We start from the raw sequence: 19,516 nt of genomic DNA on the forward strand, positions 1-19,516 counted from the left end.
CCTGTTGGTATGTAGTGCCTATTTTCCTTGTCTTTCCCATTGAAGCAGCGATTGCGGATGAGGCGCAGCGCGTACCTCGCTAGATGGTGAAATTGCGAGCTCAGCGGGTGGAGCGGTGGCGTCTTCGCGTTGGGGTAGGCATTCGATGTAGTCTATTGACCATGAATAGACCTGCCGTTCGCGATGCCGCATTGCTGCTTTTTCGGTTGGTTCTCGGACTCATTTTTATCGCGCACGGCGTGGACAAGATGTTCATGGACGGAATGGATGAGACGGTAGGGCAGTTTTCCGCCCTCGGCATCCCGCAGCCACAGATTGCCGGTTATGCCGCCGCAATCGGGGAAATGGTAGGTGGCGCCTTCCTCGTCATCGGTTTGTTGACCACTTTTGCCGCGGCGGCGCTGGCCGTGGATATGGTGGGCGCGCTGTACTTCGTGCACTGGGGCAATGGCCTTTTTGCTGGCGACGGCGGCATCGAGTACCCCTTGGTGCTGTGCATGTCCCTGCTGATGATCGTCATTTTTGGTTCTGGCCGGGCGAGCTTGGATAGGGCGTTAAGCAATGTTGACGCATAGCCAAGTACAAGCGGCGATTTCCGCCCAACTGGATGGGGAAGACGCGGAGCTTTCCGCCGATGTCATCGACGCCCACCTAGAACACTGCGCGGAGTGCCGGGCCTTTCGCGATAAGGCAGCGGCGCTATCGCGCTCCTTAAGCTTCGTGGAACCGGCGGACTCCGGCATGGCGCCACCGACCGATCTGTCAGAGGTGATCCTCGCAGGTGTAGAACCGGAGTGGAAGCGGGCCTCGAGCGCCAGGCAGGCCAACCTCACGGTGGCGCGCATCGCCTTGGTGGCCATGGGGCTTGTCTTTGCGGTGTGGGCCATCGTGCAGGTGGTACGCGCCTCCGGCCTAGTGCCCATGGGCGCAGAGGGCTCGGTGCTGGATCCGGCAGCCGACCCGGAGCGCGCCAACCTGCTGATGGAGGGCGCGGCCGTGCGCTTTGGCATGGCGTGCGGACTGCTGTGGAGCGCGTGGCGCCCAGCCTCTGTGACCGGGCTGTTCCCGGTATCCGCCACGATGTTTGCGTTTCTTTTTGGCTTTGGCGTGCGCGATATTGCGCTGGGTACCGTCACCATGGAGCAGGTCTATTTGCTCATCGCTACCGCGCTATCGACCATGAGCCTGGGCTGGGCGTGGGCGGCCGAGAAGGGCTACCTGGTGCGCGCGTGGTGGAAATCCCTGAACGCGCAGCCGCACTAAGGCGAACGAGGTTCTGCGAGCTATTTCCAGCTGGGCAACCACATCATGGATTGGTACCACGATTCCGGGATGATGAAGCCGTACAAGATGGGCGCGAAGTAGAAGAACATCGCGACCACCAGCGCGAGGTAGCAGGCGGCGGCAAATGTTCCCCGCCGCATCGGCCCGCCAGCGATGCGCGTTATCCACTGCCACTTGATGGGCTTACCGCGCCCGACCATTTGGCCCAGTATGAGGGCAAGCAGCACGATGACAAAGGGGATAAACGCGGTGGCATAAAAGAAGTACATCTGCCGGTCAAAGGCCGCGAGCCACGGCAGGAATCCGGCCGCGAAGCCCACGAGGGGAATGAGGAAGGCGCGGTTGCGGCGGATGATAAGCGACCACATCCCCCAAAGTACCGCGGGGACCACCAGCCACCAGATCGCCGGGGTGCCAAAGAGGTAGAGCATCTTGCGGCATTCGCCACCGCCGCTGCATTCCAGGTCCGTGCTGGAGTAGTACAGAATGGGCCGGGCCCCGGCCAGCCATGCCCACGGCTTGGAATCCCACGGGTGGTGGTGGCCACCGGAAGAGGTCAAGCTGGCGTGAAAATCCAATACGGATAAGTGGTAATAAAACCAGCCGGCCACAGATTCTGGTAAGTGCATGAGCCAGGAGTCTTCCCCGATGGTCCCATCCACCTTGGCGTGCCGGTAGACCGCGGTTTCTGAGGCGAACCATGCGCGCCAGCTCCACACATAAATCATTACTGGGACGGCAACTAGGGAGGCTAGTGCCGCGGGAGTATCGCGAATGAGCGTGCCCACAATATAGCGGCGAACGCCGTACTTGCGGCGCAATGCGAGGTCACTAAAGACACAGAGCAGGCCGAAGAACATGATGTAGTACAGCCCGGACCACTTCACGGCGAGCGACAGTCCTAAGAAGACGCCGGCGGTAAAGCGCCACCACCGGAAGCCAAAACGCGGCCCGAAGGGGGAGGTGCCCATCCCGTCGCTCAGCAGGGCGTTGTGCAGACGCTCGCGCATTTGTTGATGATCGCGGGCCAGTGCCCAGGCTGCGGCGACGATGAAAAAGACCTGGAAGATATCCAGCATGCCAAACTTCGCGGAGACCAAGAGGACGCCATCGCAGACGGCCAAAATGCCGGCAAAGGTGGCCACCTGCCAGGAAAAGGACAGCCGGCGAGCCAGAGCCATGGTCATCAGGACGGTGGCGACGCCGAAGAGAGCCGTCATCAAGCGCCAGCCCAGCGGGGTATAACCAAAGACCCATTCTGAAATGGCAATGATCTGTTTGCCCAGCGGCGGGTGAACCACGAGCCCAAAGCCTGGGTTGGTCTCGATGCCGCCGATGAATAAGTTATCCCAGCTTTTGACCATGTCCCAGGCTTGGGGGACATAGTGCTTTTCATCGAAGACGGGCGTGCCTTGGGATACCGGCGCGGTAAGCCCCACAAACCGGGTAATCAGCGCGAGAACGGCGATGATGCCGGTGCTAATCCAATCGGCCTTGCCCCACGTATAGGTACGCGGTGCCGGCGGGATCACGCGGTTATGCGGGGTGCGCGGTGAGCTAGCGGGGGCAGCGGTAGCAATAGTCACGAAGAAGAGTTTAGGCCACGAGCCTTCGCGCGGGCGCATAGGAGAATGTGGAATGCTAGAGGCATGTCAGCTTTAGGTCTGGAACCACTTCCGCGCGGCGTTATCCTCGCCGCCACGCCCTTGGGGAAAGTCGCTGATGCCTCTGCGCGCCTGATGCAGGCATTGGCGCATGCGGATGTCATCGCCGCCGAAGATACCCGCCGCGTGCGCAACCTGGCGCAGGCCCTGGGCATCGAAATTTCCGGCTCTGTGGTGTCCAACTTCGACCACAATGAGCAGGCGCGTGCGCAGCAGCTTATCGATGCCGCCCAGCACGGCACCGTCCTCGTGGTCACCGATGCCGGCATGCCAATCATCTCCGATCCCGGTCTGTCACTGGTGGCCGCGGCCGCCGAGCGCGATATCCCCGTGACGTGTTTTCCGGGTCCTTCGGCGGTGCCCACGGCGCTTGCCTTGTCTGGCTTGGGCGTGGGCCACTTCCTCTTCGATGCATTCCCGCCGCGCAAGCCCGGCCCGCGAAAGGCGTGGCTGGAATCGCTGCGCAATGAAAAGCGCGCCATCGTATTTTTTGAATCTCCCCACCGCATCGCCGATACGCTTGCCGATGCCGCCCAGGTCCTCGGCGCCGATCGCCCCGCCGCGGTATGCCGCGAGCTGACCAAGACGTACGAGGAGGTGCGCCGCGGTTGCCTAGCAGAGCTGGCCGAATGGGCAAGCGAGGGCGTGAAGGGCGAGATTACCGTGGTGATCGAAGGCGGAACCGGCGCTGCTGTGACCGCCGCAGACCTGGTCCCGCAAGCCTTGGAGCTTGCCGGGGCCGGCATGCGCTTGAAAGACGCGTGCAAGCAGGCTGCCAAGGGGACTGGGGTGTCCAATCGGGAGCTTTATGATGCCGCGTTGGATGCCCGCTGAGCGCCCGCTAATTGAGCTCTTGTTGAGCCGTCCTCAGGTCATTTCTATGTAGCGTATAAAACGTCACAATTACTCGTGCTAACTGGTGGTTTCACGCTTCTATATATGTTATCGAATCGTTATCTTTCCCGGGCGTGTGGCGCCTAAAACCTGTCTACGTGGGGATATGCAGCCTATAAGCATGTAGGAAGTCTTAAGGAAATGCTCAAAAATGTATGTAAGCTGGGGTTTTGATAGCAAAACGGTTTGAAAAATTGGGGTCGCGCCACCAGTCTAGAGAGCATGACTAATACTGAAAATAACGGCGCTGGTGTGCCCGAAGAGGGGAAGGGGCCCGGCGAAGCGCCGGCTGGGACCACTTCTGCTGCTTCGAGTGAACAGCCGATTGAGGATTATCAAACGGTAGAAGAGGCACTGGACGAGCAAACGGCGACGAGCCAGATCCAGGACATGCTCAACTCTGAGGGGTTCCACCCCGAAGAGTATGATGATCCGGAAATCGAAATCGCCGCAGACCGCGATAATATCCCGATTGACTGGACCATCATGGGGATTGCGGGTGTGCTCGTTGCCGCCATCGTTATCTGGGGCCTGGCCGCACCGGATAACTTCGCGGACTTTTCTTCCGCGGCCCTGACGTGGGTCGTCGATAAGTTCGGTTGGGCCTACGTGCTCTTCGGCACTGTCTTCGTGGCCTTCGTTATCTTCATCGCGTTCTCTAAGTTCGGCTCCATTAGGTTGGGCCACATCAATGAGGAACCGGAGTTTTCCACGCCTTCGTGGATCGCCATGATGTTCGCTGCCGGTATGGGCATCGGCCTGATGTTCTACGGTGCTTCCGAGCCGCTGGCGAACTACCGCGACGGTACGCCTGGCCAAGGAACGGAAAACGTGGGCTCGTCCATGGCCTATGCCATGTTCCACTGGACGCTGCACCCCTGGGCTGTCTACGCCATTGTTGGTTTGGCCATCGCGTACTCGACCTACCGCATCGGTCGCAAGCAGCTGTTGAGCCAGGCCTTCGTGCCGCTCATCGGCGAGCGCCGCGCCAACGGCGGATTGGGCAAGTTCATTGACATCCTGTCCATCTTCGCCACTGTCTTCGGCACCGCCTGCTCCCTGGGGCTTGGCGCGCTGCAGATTCAGGCCGGCCTGGAAGCCTCCGGCATCATCGATAACCCAACCCAGTCTGTGGTTATCGGTATTGTGTTGGTCCTGACCTTGGCCTTCTTGCTGTCCGCGCTCTCCGGTGTGGGCAAGGGCATTCAGTACGTGTCCAATGCCAACATGGTCTTGGCTGCGGTGCTGGCTATCTTCGTCTTCATCTTGGGCCCAACCGTGACCATCCTGAACCAGATTCCAGGATCCATCGGTAATTACTTCAACTACTTCACCGAGATGATCGGCCGTACCGCCGAGTCCGAAAACGGCACCGCCGGCGAGTGGCTGTCTAGCTACACCATCTTCTACTGGGCATGGTGGGTCTCCTGGTCCCCATTCGTGGGCATGTTCTTGGCACGCATTTCCCGCGGCCGTTCCGTCCGCGAGTTCTGCTTGGGCGTCCTGCTCATCCCAGCGGGCGTTTCCACCCTGTGGTTCGCCATCTTCGGTGGCACCGCAATCCACATGGAGCAAAACGGCGAATCCATCACCGGCGAATCCGCCGAAGTAGAGCTGTTTAACCTCCTGCACAACCTGCCCGGTGGCTTCATTGCCGGCGTCGTCGCCGTCATCTTGCTGTCCACCTTCTTCATTACCTCCGCAGACTCCGCTTCCACGGTGATGGGTTCGATGACCCAGAATGGTGCCGCAACCGCGAAGCCGTGGCTATCCGCCCTGTGGGGTGCCCTGACCGCAGCCGTTGGTTTGACCCTGCTCTTGGTCAATGAGGACGCACTGTCCAACCTGCAGAATGTCACCATCGTGGCGGCGCTGCCGTTCTTGTTCATCGTCATTGGCCTGATGTTCGCCATTTACAAGGACTTGAGCCAGGACATCATTTACCTCGAGTACCGCGAGGCGCAGCAGTTCCAGCGCAAGATGGCCCGCGAGCGCCGCTTGCACCGCGACTACCAGCGCACGCAGGTGCTCAAGAAGCGCCGCAACGAGCGTTTGAAGAACCCGATGAAGCGCAAGTAGATAGACCATCTACCGCCTTCGGTAGCAGCGCCCGCCGCTTTCCCATACTTGGGAGGGAGGCGGGCGCTTTTCGGTGGTAGAGGTAATGTGCCCTCAACGTGTGTTCGTGCAGGTGCTTCGATAAACTGGACTCCATGACTGAGTCTTTAGTAGTAAATGTTGCCTGGCCATACGCCAATGGCCCGCGCCACATCGGTCACGTGGCTGGTTTTGGCGTTCCCTCTGACGTATTCGCCCGGTTCCAGCGAATGCGTGGCCGCAACGTACTCATGGTCTCCGGCACGGATGAGCACGGCACCCCGTTGCTGGTCCAGGCCGATAAGGAAGGCGTATCCGTCCGCGAACTCGCGGACCGCTATAACCGCCAGATTGTCAACGATCTGGCCAACCTCGGCTTGTCGTACGACCTTTTTACCCGCACCACCACCCGCAACCACTACTCGGTGGTGCAGGAGCTGTTCAAGGGGCTCAATGAGAACGGCTACATGCTGAAAGAGACCACCAAGGGGGCAATTTCTCCATCCACCGGCCGCACGCTGCCGGACCGCTATATCGAGGGCACGTGCCCCATCTGCGGCGCGGATGGCGCCCGCGGTGACCAGTGCGATAACTGCGGCAACCAGCTGGATCCGGTAGACCTCATTGACCCGGTATCCAAGATCAACGGCGAAACCCCGCAGTTCGTAGAGACTGAGCACTTCCTGCTGGATCTGCCATCGCTTAAGGACGAGCTGCAAAAGTGGCTTTCTACCCGCGAAGATTGGCGCCCGAACGTGCTGAAGTTCTCCCTCAACCTGCTGGAGGATATGCGCCCGCGCACCATGACCCGCGATATCGACTGGGGCATTCCCATTCCGGTGGATGGCTGGCAGGACAATAACGCGAAGAAGCTGTACGTGTGGTTCGATGCCGTCGTGGGCTACTTGTCCGCCTCCATCGAGTGGGCGCACCGCACCGGCCAGCCGGAGGCGTGGAAGGAATTCTGGCAGGACCCAGAAACCCGCCACTACTACTTCCAGGGCAAGGACAATATCACCTTCCACTCGCAGATCTGGCCGGCGGAATTGTTGGGCTATGCGGGCAAGGGCTCGAAGGGCGGCGAGCTGCACCAGTACGGCGAGCTGGACCTGCCCACGGAAATCGTGTCCTCGGAATACTTGACGATGTCCGGCTCCAAGTTCTCCTCGTCCAAGGGCGTGGTGATCTACGTTAAGGACTTCCTGGCGGAGTTTGGCCCGGATCCGCTGCGTTACTTCATCGCCGTGGCTGGCCCGGAAAACAACGACGCGGACTTTACGTGGGATGAATTCGTGCGCCGCGTCAATAATGAGCTGGCCAATGGCTGGGGCAACCTGGTCAACCGCACCGTGTCCATGGCGCACAAGAACTTCGGCGAGGTTCCGGTTCCGGCGGCCCTGGAGGAGCGCGACGAGGCCATCTTGCAGCTGGCGGAGGAGACCTTTACCACCGCCGGTAACCTGCTGGAGCAATCCAAGTTCAAACAGGCCATCGTCTCCATCATGCACGTGGTGGGCGAGGCGAATGCATATATTGCCTCCCAAGAGCCGTGGAAGCTGGCCAAGGATGAAACCCAGCGCGAGCGCCTGGCCACCGTTTTGTGGACCGCCCTGCAAGTCGTGTCTGACTGCAACGTCATGCTCACCCCGTTCCTGCCGTTTACCGCGCAGAAGGTGCACGAGACCTTGGGCCGCACCGGCGAATGGGCCGCGCAGCCTGAGGTGCGCGAGGTTAAGGACGATATCCCGGTTGAGCTCGTGGGTGCGGGCCTTCCGCCAGAAAACCACGAATATCCGGTGATTATGGGTGACTACACCCAGCAGCAGGCCAAGTGGGAGCGCATCCAGGTGGCACCGGGTACGACCTTGGCAAAGCCGAAGCCGCTTATTTCCAAGCTGGATCCAGAGCTCGGCGAGACCGGCCCGGAATGGGCGCCGGTGATGAACTAGCTCGGTAACCCCAGCGTAGATACGAAGGCGCGGTGGCCAATCCCTATGAAAAAGGGGAGGCCACCGCGCTTTTGCTATGCCTAAAAGTTCTGCCTAGTGCTGGAAATCGCGCTGCAGGTGAACCAGGCCTAGGCGTACGCCGTGCTTGGTGTGGATATTGGGCATGCGGCCGGTTTCTTTAAACCCAAACTTCTTGTGCAGCGCGATGGAACCGGCATTGGTATCGACGATGTAGGTAATCATGGTCTCGATATAGGGATCGTCGGCGGCGATGTCCATGAGGGCATCGAGAAGCTCAGAGCCCACGCCCTTGCCCTGGGCTGAGGGGGAGATGTACACGGAATCTTCGACGGTGCCGTAGTAGATGGCGGGCGTGACGAATTGAAAGTAGGCGGCCCAGCCGATGATTTCATCATCGTCTACGGCGACAAGCACAGGCGAGCCCGCCTTGGACATGTCCTTCAGCCAATCCTCGCGGTCTGCAACCTCTTCTTGCCAGGTAATGAGGTTATTGGCCGGTTTAGCGGCGGAGGCGGCGTTGTAGATGGCGGAAATGGAAAGGGCATCGGCAAGCTCAGCGGGGCGAATATGCATTAAAAGTCCTTTACACCAGAAGTTCTAAGTGAGTGAGGCTAAGCCAGTGATCGAATTTGTAGGTTACCTCTTTGAGAGTTCCCACGTTTTCAAACCCGAACTTTTCATGCAACTTTAATGATGCCGTATTAGTGGACACGATTAGGGCGAGCAGCGAATGTACCTTGTCATCCGCCCGGGCGCGGTCTACCAGCTCGCGCATAAGGGCGGTGCCCACGCCTTGGCCCTGGGCATTGGGGGAAAGGTAAATCGTGGTTTCATAGCAGCCCTGCCAGATGCGGGGATCGTGGTAGGGGTGATAGAGCGCCCAGCCCAAGTATTCGCCCTCGTCGGTTTCGGCAACGAGGAAGGGACAGTCCAGTTCCTGGATGTGGCGCAGGTGTTCTTCGCGTTCAGCCACGGTGACTGGGGTGGAGTTAAAGATGACATCGGTGTGCTCGATGGCCCAGTTGAGGGTATCGGTCATGGCGGGGACATCGCTCAGGTCCGCTGGTCTGATCAACATAGCTGCCAATATTACAATTGCGGGTATGTCTAAAAAGAAGCCACGTCCTACTCCCATTCCGGCCCCAGGGCTCAGCGGCCTCAGCGATGCACATACCCACCTTTTCTCGCATAAAGATACCGATGAGGTGCTGGTCAACCGCGCCCGCGCTGCTGGGGTATCCCGCCTGGTGACGGTTGGCGATGACCGCCGCGAGTCCGAGGCGGCCCTTGCGACCGCGCATGCTTTTCCCAACGTGTATGCCGCCTGCGCCATCCACCCGGTGCGGGCGAATGAACTAGACGCGCCCACCAAAGCCGCGTTGGAGGAGATGGTGGCGGATCCGCGGTGCGTGGCGGTGGGGGAGACCGGCATGGACGCCTATTGGGTCCACCACGAACCGGAGACCACCGCGAGCTTGGTCCAGCAGGAAGAATCCCTACGCTGGCATATCGATCTGGCGGTGCGCACCGGCAAGACGCTCATGATCCATAACCGCGAGGCGGATCAAGACTTGCTGCGCATTCTTGCCGATGCCCCCACGCCTGAGACCGTCATGCTCCACTGCTTCTCCTCACCGTTGCGGGTGGCGGAAGAAGCATTAGAGCGCGGCTACGTTTTGTCCTTTGCTGGCAACGTCACCTTCAAGCGGAATGCGGAACTACGCCAGGCGGCCGCGCTGGCCCCGGCGGGGCAATTGCTGGTGGAAACCGATGCGCCGTTTATGACTCCAGAGCCGTTCCGCGGGCAGCGCAATGAGCCGTCCCTCATCGGGCACACCTATGACTGCATTGCACGGGCCCGCCACCAAACCACTCAGGCATTGGCGGCGGAGGTCAATGAGACTTTTGACCGTGTGTATGGAATTAGCATGACAGGACAGTGAGGATTGTCACAAAATTAAATCCGCTGGTCGCTGGTGGTATGGGTGCTGGATGTGACAACTGTTTTCGCCCGTTATAACTGTGGCGCACCGCTTCTCGACTTTCCCTACTCGTTATCGTATTGTTATTGATTGTTCGTTGAGGCTTTACGCCTCTACCTTCCCGCCGCGCCGGTTCACAGTGGAGCAGCGCGGCATCGCCGCTGGTTTTCCTTAGCCAGCGGCAACAATTGTGATACTGGATAGACAGCACCACCGGAGATTAACTACACATGGCACCTCACCACATTAAGCGCATCAATAATTCACGTTCCCTGCCCCTGCGCCTGGCAACGGGTGGCGTCTTGAGCACCCTCGCCGTCGGCGGTGTCGTGGCGATTGCCGCGCAGAAAGACTTGGTCGTAGAAGTCAACGGCGACAAGGTAGAGCTGGCCACCTTTGCCGAGGACGTGGACGGCGCCCTGCAGGCCGCCGGCGTCCAGGTGGGCGAAGAAGATATCGTCTCGCCCGCACCATCTGAGTCCGTGGCCGATGGTGATGAAATCTCCGTGCGCACCGCCAAGCCGGTCGCCGTGTCCATCGATGGTGAACAGCAGCAGCTTTCTACCACCGATCTCACCGTGTCTGATTTGCTCAATAACCTGCAGGGAGTAAACCCGGGAGCCGCCGTGAAGTCTGGCGAGGATGACGTGGATAAAGATGCGCAGCTCAAAGACGGCATGGATCTAGAGGTCGTTTCCCCCAAGATCATCAAGATCAACGATGGTGGCAAGAATACCTACACCAAGATTGCCGCCAAGACCGTGGGCGATGTCCTCAAGGAGCGCGGTATTAAGCTCGATGAGGATGACCGCGTCTTCCCAGCCAAGGAAGAAAAGGTCACCGAGGGCATGTCTATCAAGGTAGAACGCATCGACATTCAGACCGAGGATGTCACTGAGGAATTCGACGCCGAGCCGCATTTCGTGGATGACCCCGAACTGGAAGCCGGCGCCGAAGAGGTGCGCGAACAGGGCGAAAAGGGCAAGCGCGAGATCACCCGCAAGGTAACCCTGAATAATGGCAAGAAGGAATCCGAAGAGGTCATCAAGGACGAGGTCGTTGTAGGGCCAAAGCCTGCGACCATCGCCCGCGGCACCAAGCAGGCGGAGCCGGAGCCGCAAGGCGGTAACTCGGGTGCGTCAGCCCCCGCCGTGGCCGATGGCTCCGTATGGGATTCCATCGCGCAGTGCGAGTCCACCGGTAACTGGTCCATCAATACCGGAAATGGTTTCTCCGGCGGCCTGCAATTCACGCCTTCCACGTGGGCTGGCTTTGGGGGCACCGAATACGCGCCCGAGGCATGGCAGGCCACCCGCGAGCAGCAGATCGCCGTGGCACAGAAGGTACAGGCTTCCCAGGGCTGGGGCGCATGGCCTGCATGTACCTCTAAGTTGGGGCTGCGCTAAAAGCACGCACAGCACCGCGCACTCTGCACCCCGCGTCATTACGGCGCGGGGTGCGATTTTCTGCATTCTTCTACTAGGTTAGAAAACATGACTGATTCCCCGGGCGCCGCGCTTTTAGGCCCAGTAGAAATCCGAGCTTTAGCGGAGAAACTGGATATCACGCCCACCAAGAAGTTGGGGCAGAATTTTCTCCACGACCCCAATACCATCCGCCGCATCATCGCGGCGGCGGACCTGGAACCCACAGACCGCGTCGTGGAGGTCGGCCCTGGGTTGGGGTCGCTGACCCTCGGGTTGGTGGAGACCGTTGAGGATCTCACCGCGGTGGAGATTGATCCGCGCCTGGCGGCGCAGCTGCCGGAAACGGTGGGCGAGCGAGCGGCGGACTACGCTAAGCGCCTGCGCGTGGTGGAAAAGGACGCGCTGCGCGTGACCAGCGAAGATGTCGCGGCACCTACGGCGCTGGTGGCCAACCTGCCCTATAACGTGGCGGTGCCGGTGCTCCTGCACTTTTTGGAAACCTTTCCCTCCATTCGCCGCGTGCTCGTCATGGTGCAGCTGGAGGTGGCGCAGCGCCTCGCTGCGGAGCCCGGCAGCAAGATCTACGGCGTGCCTTCTGTGAAGGCCGGCTTTTATGGCGCGGTGAGCCAAGCGGGGACCATTGGTAAGAATGTCTTTTGGCCCGCGCCCAATATCGCCTCCGGCTTGGTGCGCATCGATGTCTTCGATACCCCGCCTTGGCCGGTTGACGATGCCGCGCGCGCTGCGGTCTGGCCGCTTGTCGATGCCGCCTTTGCCCAACGCCGCAAGACCCTCCGCGCCGCGCTATCGGGCCACTATGGCTCCGGCGCGGCCGCCGAGGAGGCCTTGCGCGCGGCCGGAATCGATCCGAAGCAGCGCGGGGAAAAGCTCGCTGTTGCAGACTTTGTACGATTGGCAGGACTATAGTGAGCGCACCACACGGAAACGAGCCGATTACCTATACCGCGCATGCGCATGCCAAGGTCAATGTGCACCTTGGCGTGGCGGAACCGCGGGAGGATGGCTTTCACGAGCTGGTCACGGTCTTTCAGTCTTTGAGCCTGCACGATACGGTAACGCTGACTGATTTAGGCAATGCCGAAGTGGATAAGCCCCGCGTGCAGTACCTCAAGGTATCCGGTCCGCACGCGGCGGGCGTGCCCGAGGACGATACGAACCTGGCCTGGGCTGCGGTAGACCGCATCATGCAGCACCTGTATGTCACCCGCGGCGGCATCAAGATTCCAGAGGTGGGCCTTGAGATTCACAAGGCGATTCCCACCGCCGGCGGCATGGCCGGCGGTTCCGCGGATGCCGCGGCGGCGCTGCGCCTTGCGGAGCGCTGCTACGGCCGTTATTACGGGATTGATTCGGTAGGAGATCACATTCTGAATGCCTTGGGCGCCGCCCTCGGCTCCGATGTGCCGTTTACCTTGCTGGGCGGCACAGCGCTTGGTACTGGGCGCGGGGAGCAGTTGACCTCCATGATGACCAGGGGCACCTATCACTGGGCGCTGATCGCTTCTGACCGTGGGCTCTCAACACCAAGTGTGTTCAGCAAACTCGATGAATTGCGTGATGCAGGGCGGGTAACCGCGCCGGCGCTTGATACGACGGAGATTTCCCAGGCGCTTATCTCCGGCGATGCCCACCGCGTGGCGGCGCACCTGCACAACGACCTGCAGCCCGCCGCGCTATCCCTGCGCCCAGATCTCCGCAAGACCTTGGAGGCAGGCATGGATGCGGGTGCGCTCAATGGCATCGTCTCCGGCAGCGGGCCCACCTGCGCCTTCTTATGTGCTTCGAAGGAAGATGCGGAGGAAGTCGCAGCGCAGGTCAGCATAGAAATACCGGGCACCAAGGGCGTTGTAGCCCAGGGCCCGGCTGCGGGTGCGGAAGTGCTCTAGCTTAGGGCGAGTAGGGGCATCGCCAAGCACGAGCACTAGAGTGCTGGATTTTTAGAGCACGGCCATTTCGGTGGGCTCAAAGTCCAGCTCGTAGCGGTCGGTTTCCTTACCGCGCAAGAGGTCGATGACGACGAGCTCCTTCTTCTGCGCATCCGTGATGTAGGCATATCCATTGGCGGCCTTCAGGATCGGGCCCGGCTGCTGCCATTCCTCGTTTTCCTTCCACTTGGAAATCGCGTCGATCTGCTTGGTGATTTCGCCGGAGTCTGGGTCGATGACATTGAGCTTGCCATCGGTGGTCAGCACCAGGGCCTCGCCCATTGGGCCGCGCGCCAGCGAGCGGAACCAGTAGGAACCGTTCAAGTCCACCTTCTTGGCGGAGTAGTCCTCGGTATTGATCAGGGTCACGGAGGTGGGGTGCTCGGACTCGGCGTCCTTGTCGGTCTTATTATCGGCCAGGATGACGTTCGATTCCTCAGAACCCGCGGCGTTTCCGGAGCGCTGGTAGCCATCGGCACCGGCGTAATCGGAGACGTCCACCTTGTGGAACTTGGAGCCGTCAAAGACTACGGGGCCGTCTTCGCAGCCAAAGAAGAGCTTTCCATTTCCAGCGGCTGCTTCGCCGTGGACGCCGGGGCACTTGGTGGTCTCATCCAAGACCTTGCCGTCCTTGTCCAGGTGCTGGATGGTGTGGCGCTCGTCCTCGGTACCCTTGGTGATGACCACGGAGCCATCCTCAAGCGGGACGGCCACGCCGTGGTGCGCCTCGCCCGTCTTGACGGTGTTGACGGGCTTGGCGTCCTTGGAGCCGATGTCCTCGGTCTTATAAATCTTGGCTACGCCATCGCCATCAGAAAATAGGGCGGTAAAACCATCGTGGTGGACTACGTGGCCAGCGTGGGGCGCCTTAATCTTGTCATCGCCCAGCTTCGGATCCGCGGTGTAGTAGTGGTTGTGGTCACCGTGGGCCTTGGTGATGAGGCCGGTGTCGTAGGTGAGGAAGTTATCGCCCTTGGTTACCATGACGTGGCGGTCGTTGCCGGCGTCATTGAGGCGAAGGAAGGCATTCATCTCTTCTTCATCGAGGACGTCTCCAGATTTGGCATCGTAGGTGGTCAGACCATCAGCGTGGGAGAAGACGATGCGCGTGGGAAGCTGGGCTACCTCGGTCTGTCCTTCTTCTGCCTCCATGCCGTCGTGGGAGTGGCCCTCGTGATCGTGGTCATGGTCATGATCGTGGTCATGGTCATGTTCGTGGCTTTCCGCGGTGGTGGATTCGCTGGTGTTTTGGGCGTCGGTGTCTTCTTCCGGCGCCGAGCAGGAAGCGATGGTGAGCGCTGAGGCAGAGAGGATAGTGCAGAGGGTAAGTGTGTGCTTCTTCATACACACGCAGAGTATTGCAAGTGAAATTCGGTAGCAACATGTTTGGGAATGCGGGGGTGGCGGTAGGGAGGTATTAAGATGAGTCCCTGTTATGGCAAACCTGATTAACCTCGAGCAAGTCACCAAGTCTTATGGCTTAAAAAGCCTCCTTGATGGGGTATCCCTCGGCGTGCAAACCGGGGATCGCATCGGCATCGTGGGCGTTAACGGCGGCGGTAAGACCACCCTGCTGGAAGTGCTCACCGGCATCGAGCCGCCGGATTCCGGCCGCGTTTCCCACACCTCGGATCTGCGCATGGCCGTGGTGACGCAGCGCTTTGATCTGCCCGAAGAGCTCACCATCGCTCAGGCGATCATTGAGCCCCTCGAGCTCGAGACCTACGAATGGGCCTCCAATGCCAAGGTGCGCGATGTGCTCGGTGGCCTCGGCATCGTGGACCTAGGGCTGGATACTCCCGTGAGCTCCCTGTCCGGTGGCGAGCGCCGCCGCGTGAACCTCGCGGCCGCGTTGGTGCAGGATTTAGATCTGGTGGTGCTCGATGAGCCCACGAACCACCTTGACGTGGAAGGCGTCCAGTGGCTGGCGGATCACCTGCTCAAGCGCAACCTCGCCGTCATCGTGGTCACCCACGATCGCTGGTTCCTCGATACCATCGCCACCTGGACGTGGGAGGTGCACGACGGCACGGTCGATGCATATGAGGGCGGATACAACGACTGGACGTTTGCCCGCGCCGAGCGCGCCCGCCAGGCCGATGCGATGGAACAGCGCCGCAAAAACTTAGCCCGCAAGGAATTGGCGTGGTTGCGCCGCGGGGCACCGGCGCGTACCTCAAAACCGCGCTACCGGATTGAGGCTGCGGAAGCGCTTATTTCTGATGTCCCCGAGCCGCGCAACAAAGTCGAGCTCATGTCCTTTTCCAAGCAGCGTCAGGGCCGGGTGGTCATCGAGCTAGAAGATGCCACGGTGAAGTCCCCGGATGGCCGCACCTTGGTCGATCACCTCACCTGGCGCCTGGCCCCAGGCGAGCGCATCGGCCTCGTGGGTGTTAATGGCTCCGGAAAGACCACGCTGCTGCGCACACTGGCTGGCGAATACGAGCTTGCGGCCGGAAAGCGCATCGAGGGCCAAACCGTGCGCTTGGGCTGGCTGCGCCAGGAACTCGATGACTTGGATCCGCAGCGCCGGCTTCTCGATGCCGTCGAGGATGTTGCCACCTACGTGCAGCTAGGCAAAAAGGAGCTCAGCGCCTCTCAGCTGGCCGAGCGCCTCGGCTTTTCCGCCAAGCGCCAGCGCACCCCGGTCGGTGATCTTTCCGGTGGCGAGCGCCGCCGCCTCCAGCTCACCCGCGTGCTCATGGCAGAACCCAATGTTTTACTCCTCGATGAGCCCACCAACGACCTGGACATCGATACGCTCCAGGAACTGGAATCCCTGCTCGATTCGTGGCCGGGTACCCTGGTGGTCATTTCGCACGATCGCTACCTGATCGAGCGCATTGCGGATAATACGTATGCGCTGTTTGGGGATGGCAACCTGACGAACCTTCCCGGTGGCATCGACGAGTATCTGCGCAAGCGCGAAGAAATTGAGGCCGGCAAGAACACAGGGGTTATAAACCTGGGAGAAAAGAAGACGGGCGCGCCGGCGCCGAAGCCGGAAAAGAAGCTTTCTTCCCAGCAAGAGCGCGAAATCACCAAGAAGATGAACGCGCTTGAGCGGAAGATGCAGAAGCTGGAAAAATCCGCCGCGCAGATCAATGAGAAATTGGCCGCGGCGGCAGAAGAAGTCGATACCGAAGCGATGACTCGCCTCGATACGGAATTAAAGGACAATCGCAGCACCTATGAGGATTTGGAGATGGAATGGCTGGAGTTAGGGGAGAAGCTCGAGCAGTAGAAGCTCGCATCGCCGATATTGTCCGCCACCTCGATCCGTGGGGCATTATCGGCGCCGCCATTCTGTCTACGCTGGGCCTTACTCCGTCCATTTTGCCCCGCGATTGGCCCTATCAAGGCCTGATTTCGGGCCTTGCCGCCGGGTTCGGCTACGTGGTGGGCATCGGCGTGAAGCTGGTGTGGTACCGCTTCGTCGTGAGCAAATGGGCGGATAAGTATCCCTGGCTTGCCGCCTCCGCATGGGAGCCAAAGCACTACCGGTTGCTCGCGCGCATCGCCACAGGTGCGTTCATAGCCTGGCTGGTCGGTTTCGTCATTATCGCCGTGCGCTGGCAGCACGAGCTCGCGAGCGTATATTCCGTGCCCGCGCCGTCCATGTCTAGCTACCTGCTGGTGGTGCCCCTGGCGCTGGCGGTATTTACCGTCTTCCTGCTCATCCTGCGCTCCATTATCTTTCTGGTGCGCTGGTTAGCGCGGCGCTTCCCGCAGCGGTTCCGCTCCACGTACCGCCGCCTCGGGGCAGTACTTATCATTGCGGTTATCGCTATCTACACCGTTGAAAACATCATTCCCGGTGCCATCGTGGGCTTGGGCGATAGGGTATTTACCGCCCAGAACGCCGACCCCGATCCGGACACTCAGCGCCCCACCCTGAGTGAGCGCTCCGGATCGCCTACTTCCGATGTCGACTGGAACGGCGTCGGCCTGCAAGGCTCCCGGTTTCTCAGCTCCGGCGCGCATAAGGCCGAGCTAGAACAGGTGACCGGGAAACCTGCCAAAGAACCCATCCGTGCCTACGCCGGCCTGGGTAACCGCGACTCTAATGAAGGGCGGGCGCAGCTGCTTATCGATGAACTCGAGCGCACCCACGCCCAAGACCGCAAGGCCCTCCTGTTGACCATGCCTACCGGCACCGGCTGGGTATCGTCCTATTCCGCGCAAGCCTTCGAACTACTCTATGGAGGGGATACCGCCATTGCCGCAGCACAGTATTCCGCCATGCCGTCTGTATTCCACTTCCTTGGCGGCGGCGGCCAAGTAGAGCGCGCCGGGGAAGAGTTCATCAACCCCATCGTGGACTGGTGGAATTCACTGCCAGAAGATGACCGACCCAAGCTCTACCTCTACGGCGAGTCCTTAGGCACAACCGGCATCGAGGCAGCCTTTTCCGGCGTGCGCGATATTGCCAATTCCGTCGATGGCATCTTATTGACTGGCCCGCCGCACTTTAACCAGTTGCGCTCGCAGTTTGTGGAGCGCCGCGATCCCGGGTCCACGGAAATCTCGCCGGTCTACGCCGGTGGCCTCGTGGTTCGCTTTGCCAACGAGGTGGACCAAGTCCGCCGCTGGGGACGCGTTCCGGAAGAGGAGTGGGGCAGGACCCGCATGCTGTATATTCAGCATCCTTCCGATCCAGTGAGCTGGTGGTCGCCCGAATTGGCCTTCAAAGAGCCGGATTGGATGAAAGAAGATACCCCCTATTCCCGTGAACGCGTGATGCAGTGGATGCCTATTATTACCTACCTGCAAGTTGCCGCGGATCTACCCGGAGCCAAGGATGTTCCCGATGGTGTGGGCCATAATTACGGGAACTCTGTCCTCGATGGCTTTGCGGCCATCGCCGGGCCCGATGTTGCCCGCTCCATTGATTCGGAGGAGCTGCAGCGGCAATTCGATGAACTCGATGTAGGTATTTATTAGGCCTCCTGGAGGCTTCTTCACTACCGCGAGGTAGCCGAGAACTCACCGAGCGCCGTTTCTATAACAAAGCCATATCGAAGTGCGGTGGAACCGGCGATATGCTTTCGCCCTCTGAAAAGTTATGACAGGCTGAAAATTATGAAGCCGATTCGAAGCGCCACCGCAGCAGTCCTGACCACCGTACTCGCCCTGTCTGGCACCACGGCAGTGGCTTCTGCGGAGCTTAACGCGGTCCCGCAGGTTCAGCAGGTGTCTACCCTTGCTGAAAAGTACAACGTTACTTTGCCCAGCTTTCTAAAGGCCGCACCCGAAGCTGAACCAGAAGTAGCAGCGGAAGAAGCGCCTACGGCTGAAGCCGCACCGGAGCCTGAGGCCTTCGAAGCCCCGCAGGTTGCCGCTGACTTGCAGGTAGCCACCGCTGATCACCTAGCCCAGGCTGGCCACCACCCGGATGAGACCGCAAGCGCTATCGCGCAGGAATGGGCAAACCAGGGTGCAAATGGTGAGCTAAAGTACTACGGCGATGTGGCAAGCGGCGTGACCCACACTGAAGAAGGGCAGGGCAACGTCTACCGTCTGTCCGAAGAGCAAGCCCAAGAGCGCCTCAACTGGTTCAACCGAGGCCTCGAAGTAACCCCCGGACCCGAGTACGGTTATGGCGTCGCTACCGCCTTTGATGGCGAGTTCATCTACATCGCGGAGTACTTCCTCAACTAGTTCTTAGCTTCCGCGGAACCTGCCCCCGATTCTTCCGAGGTCCGCGCGCATGGCAGAGCAGCCATGACGTAGTGGACACATCATTGGTAGAATCGGGGGCATGATTTTGATTAACGTACAGTTCCGCGTAAAGCCTGAATACGCCGATACCTTCCTTGATGAGATCAACTGGTACACCGAGGCTTGCAACGCCGAGTCTGGCTGCATCGACTTCAAGTGGTACCGCGATCCGGAAGATTCTCAGCGCTTCCTGCTGCTCGAGTCCTACGCTGATGGTAAGGACGTAGAGCACGTTCAGGGCGAGCACTTCAAGCGCGCCTGCGACGAATTCCCCAAGTACCTCGTAGAGACCCCAGACATCATCAACGTCCACATCGATGGACGCACCGGTTGGGACAAGATGGGCGAGTTCGCCGTCGATTAATCTCGCTGCCTAATACTAAAGACCGCACTCATGTGAACTATGGGTGCGGTCTTCATTTATGCGTTCACCTACGAGTCAGAACTTTTAACCCCGCTCTTCACGGTCACGGGCGGGGAACCCGCCCGGTGAGATCGAACCACCCCGCGAGCGCGAAGGGCGGGCGAGGA

At 60.2% G+C, this 19,516-nt stretch carries 17 protein-coding genes; 13 read left to right on the plus strand and 4 right to left on the minus strand.

The window, feature by feature from the left end:
- The first annotated feature begins 161 nt into the window (after positions 1-161).
- Together ACLI1Q_RS04350 and ACLI1Q_RS04355 are read left to right on the plus strand one after the other, a co-directional pair.
- Positions 162-575: a DoxX family protein gene (locus ACLI1Q_RS04350; protein ID WP_239269179.1), complete on the plus strand. Its 414-nt coding sequence runs from the start codon at positions 162-164 to the stop codon at positions 573-575.
- Positions 562-1,263: a zf-HC2 domain-containing protein gene (locus ACLI1Q_RS04355; RefSeq protein WP_239269178.1), complete on the plus strand. Its 702-nt coding sequence runs from the start codon at positions 562-564 to the stop codon at positions 1,261-1,263. The genes ACLI1Q_RS04350 and ACLI1Q_RS04355 overlap by 14 nt, the downstream gene beginning before the upstream one ends.
- A gap of 20 nt (positions 1,264-1,283) precedes the next feature.
- Here ACLI1Q_RS04355 and ACLI1Q_RS04360 read toward each other — a convergent pair whose 3' ends face one another.
- Complete coding sequence (locus ACLI1Q_RS04360; protein WP_239269177.1) at positions 1,284-2,909, minus strand: dolichyl-phosphate-mannose--protein mannosyltransferase; 1,626 nt, start codon at positions 2,907-2,909, stop codon at positions 1,284-1,286.
- Positions 2,910-2,933: 24 nt separating this feature from the next.
- On the opposite strand from ACLI1Q_RS04360, the gene rsmI reads away from it, so the two are divergent.
- From rsmI to metG, 3 genes are all read left to right on the plus strand, one after another.
- Positions 2,934-3,782: a 16S rRNA (cytidine(1402)-2'-O)-methyltransferase gene (gene rsmI, locus ACLI1Q_RS04365; RefSeq protein ID WP_411697105.1), complete on the plus strand. Its 849-nt coding sequence runs from the start codon at positions 2,934-2,936 to the stop codon at positions 3,780-3,782.
- Between the two features lie 282 nt (positions 3,783-4,064).
- On the plus strand, positions 4,065-5,921 hold the full coding sequence (locus ACLI1Q_RS04370; RefSeq protein ID WP_284849635.1) for a BCCT family transporter: 1,857 nt from the start codon (positions 4,065-4,067) through the stop codon (positions 5,919-5,921).
- 134 nt (positions 5,922-6,055) lie between these two features.
- Positions 6,056-7,888 carry a methionine--tRNA ligase gene (gene metG, locus ACLI1Q_RS04375; protein ID WP_023028548.1) on the plus strand — a complete coding sequence of 611 codons (1,833 nt, stop codon included), beginning with the start codon at positions 6,056-6,058 and terminating at the stop codon, positions 7,886-7,888.
- Positions 7,889-7,981: 93 nt separating this feature from the next.
- Here the strand turns inward: metG and ACLI1Q_RS04380 are convergent, their stop codons facing one another.
- Both ACLI1Q_RS04380 and ACLI1Q_RS04385 read right to left on the minus strand, forming a co-directional pair.
- Positions 7,982-8,482, minus strand: coding sequence for a GNAT family N-acetyltransferase (locus ACLI1Q_RS04380; protein ID WP_239269175.1), 501 nt, complete (start codon positions 8,480-8,482; stop codon positions 7,982-7,984).
- Positions 8,483-8,492: 10 nt separating this feature from the next.
- Positions 8,493-8,987, minus strand: coding sequence for a GNAT family N-acetyltransferase (locus ACLI1Q_RS04385; protein WP_239269174.1), 495 nt, complete (start codon positions 8,985-8,987; stop codon positions 8,493-8,495).
- 25 nt (positions 8,988-9,012) lie between these two features.
- Here ACLI1Q_RS04385 and ACLI1Q_RS04390 point away from each other — a divergent pair, with 25 nt between their 5' ends.
- The 4 genes from ACLI1Q_RS04390 to ACLI1Q_RS04405 all read left to right on the plus strand — a co-directional run bounded on the left by ACLI1Q_RS04390 (position 9,013) and on the right by ACLI1Q_RS04405 (position 13,225).
- Positions 9,013-9,852 (plus strand): TatD family hydrolase, encoded by an 840-nt coding sequence (locus ACLI1Q_RS04390; protein WP_239269173.1) that lies wholly within the window; start codon positions 9,013-9,015, stop codon positions 9,850-9,852.
- A 269-nt stretch (positions 9,853-10,121) separates the two neighbouring features.
- On the plus strand, positions 10,122-11,297 hold the full coding sequence (locus tag ACLI1Q_RS04395) for a transglycosylase family protein (protein WP_239269172.1): 1,176 nt from the start codon (positions 10,122-10,124) through the stop codon (positions 11,295-11,297).
- Positions 11,298-11,384: 87 nt separating this feature from the next.
- On the plus strand, positions 11,385-12,245 hold the full coding sequence (gene rsmA / locus ACLI1Q_RS04400; protein ID WP_239269171.1) for a 16S rRNA (adenine(1518)-N(6)/adenine(1519)-N(6))-dimethyltransferase RsmA: 861 nt from the start codon (positions 11,385-11,387) through the stop codon (positions 12,243-12,245).
- Positions 12,245-13,225, plus strand: a complete 981-nt coding sequence (locus ACLI1Q_RS04405) for a 4-(cytidine 5'-diphospho)-2-C-methyl-D-erythritol kinase (RefSeq protein WP_239269170.1) — start codon at positions 12,245-12,247, stop codon at positions 13,223-13,225. Before rsmA ends, ACLI1Q_RS04405 begins: the two co-directional genes overlap by 1 nt.
- A 51-nt stretch (positions 13,226-13,276) precedes the next feature.
- On the opposite strand, the gene ACLI1Q_RS04410 is transcribed toward ACLI1Q_RS04405, so the two are convergent.
- Entirely contained in the window at positions 13,277-14,608 is a 1,332-nt protein-coding gene (locus ACLI1Q_RS04410) for a hypothetical protein (RefSeq protein ID WP_239269169.1), read from the minus strand.
- Between the two features lie 91 nt (positions 14,609-14,699).
- Here ACLI1Q_RS04410 and ACLI1Q_RS04415 point away from each other — a divergent pair, with 91 nt between their 5' ends.
- The 4 genes from ACLI1Q_RS04415 to ACLI1Q_RS04430 all read left to right on the plus strand — a co-directional run bounded on the left by ACLI1Q_RS04415 (position 14,700) and on the right by ACLI1Q_RS04430 (position 19,349).
- Positions 14,700-16,508: an ABC-F family ATP-binding cassette domain-containing protein gene (locus tag ACLI1Q_RS04415; protein WP_239269168.1), complete on the plus strand. Its 1,809-nt coding sequence runs from the start codon at positions 14,700-14,702 to the stop codon at positions 16,506-16,508.
- The gene (locus tag ACLI1Q_RS04420; protein ID WP_239269167.1) at positions 16,475-18,208 is read left to right on the plus strand and encodes an alpha/beta-hydrolase family protein; all 1,734 of its coding nucleotides are present in this window, start codon (positions 16,475-16,477) and stop codon (positions 18,206-18,208) included. Before ACLI1Q_RS04415 ends, ACLI1Q_RS04420 begins: the two co-directional genes overlap by 34 nt.
- Positions 18,209-18,346: 138 nt before the next feature.
- Positions 18,347-18,925 (plus strand): hypothetical protein, encoded by a 579-nt coding sequence (locus tag ACLI1Q_RS04425; protein ID WP_239269166.1) that lies wholly within the window; start codon positions 18,347-18,349, stop codon positions 18,923-18,925.
- A gap of 100 nt (positions 18,926-19,025) precedes the next feature.
- On the plus strand, positions 19,026-19,349 hold the full coding sequence (locus ACLI1Q_RS04430) for a putative quinol monooxygenase (RefSeq protein WP_239269165.1): 324 nt from the start codon (positions 19,026-19,028) through the stop codon (positions 19,347-19,349).
- Positions 19,350-19,516 lie beyond the last annotated feature (167 nt).

It is taken from the genome of Corynebacterium limaceinasi, assembly GCF_046717465.1.
Taxonomy (GTDB): Bacteria; Actinomycetota; Actinomycetes; order Mycobacteriales; family Mycobacteriaceae; genus Corynebacterium.

Coding starts and splice junctions, on each gene's coding strand:
- ACLI1Q_RS04350 (WP_239269179.1), top strand. CDS start 162: ATGAATAGACCTGCCGTTCGCGATGCCGCATTGCTGCTTTTTCGGTTG.
- ACLI1Q_RS04355 (WP_239269178.1), top strand. CDS start 562: ATGTTGACGCATAGCCAAGTACAAGCGGCGATTTCCGCCCAACTGGAT.
- ACLI1Q_RS04360 (WP_239269177.1), bottom strand. CDS start 2,909: ATGCGCCCGCGCGAAGGCTCGTGGCCTAAACTCTTCTTCGTGACTATT.
- rsmI (WP_411697105.1), top strand. CDS start 2,934: ATGTCAGCTTTAGGTCTGGAACCACTTCCGCGCGGCGTTATCCTCGCC.
- ACLI1Q_RS04370 (WP_284849635.1), top strand. CDS start 4,065: ATGACTAATACTGAAAATAACGGCGCTGGTGTGCCCGAAGAGGGGAAG.
- metG (WP_023028548.1), top strand. CDS start 6,056: ATGACTGAGTCTTTAGTAGTAAATGTTGCCTGGCCATACGCCAATGGC.
- ACLI1Q_RS04380 (WP_239269175.1), bottom strand. CDS start 8,482: ATGCATATTCGCCCCGCTGAGCTTGCCGATGCCCTTTCCATTTCCGCC.
- ACLI1Q_RS04385 (WP_239269174.1), bottom strand. CDS start 8,987: ATGTTGATCAGACCAGCGGACCTGAGCGATGTCCCCGCCATGACCGAT.
- ACLI1Q_RS04390 (WP_239269173.1), top strand. CDS start 9,013: ATGTCTAAAAAGAAGCCACGTCCTACTCCCATTCCGGCCCCAGGGCTC.
- ACLI1Q_RS04395 (WP_239269172.1), top strand. CDS start 10,122: ATGGCACCTCACCACATTAAGCGCATCAATAATTCACGTTCCCTGCCC.
- rsmA (WP_239269171.1), top strand. CDS start 11,385: ATGACTGATTCCCCGGGCGCCGCGCTTTTAGGCCCAGTAGAAATCCGA.
- ACLI1Q_RS04410 (WP_239269169.1), bottom strand. CDS start 14,608: ATGAAGAAGCACACACTTACCCTCTGCACTATCCTCTCTGCCTCAGCG.
- ACLI1Q_RS04415 (WP_239269168.1), top strand. CDS start 14,700: ATGGCAAACCTGATTAACCTCGAGCAAGTCACCAAGTCTTATGGCTTA.
- ACLI1Q_RS04420 (WP_239269167.1), top strand. CDS start 16,475: ATGGCTGGAGTTAGGGGAGAAGCTCGAGCAGTAGAAGCTCGCATCGCC.
- ACLI1Q_RS04425 (WP_239269166.1), top strand. CDS start 18,347: ATGAAGCCGATTCGAAGCGCCACCGCAGCAGTCCTGACCACCGTACTC.
- ACLI1Q_RS04430 (WP_239269165.1), top strand. CDS start 19,026: ATGATTTTGATTAACGTACAGTTCCGCGTAAAGCCTGAATACGCCGAT.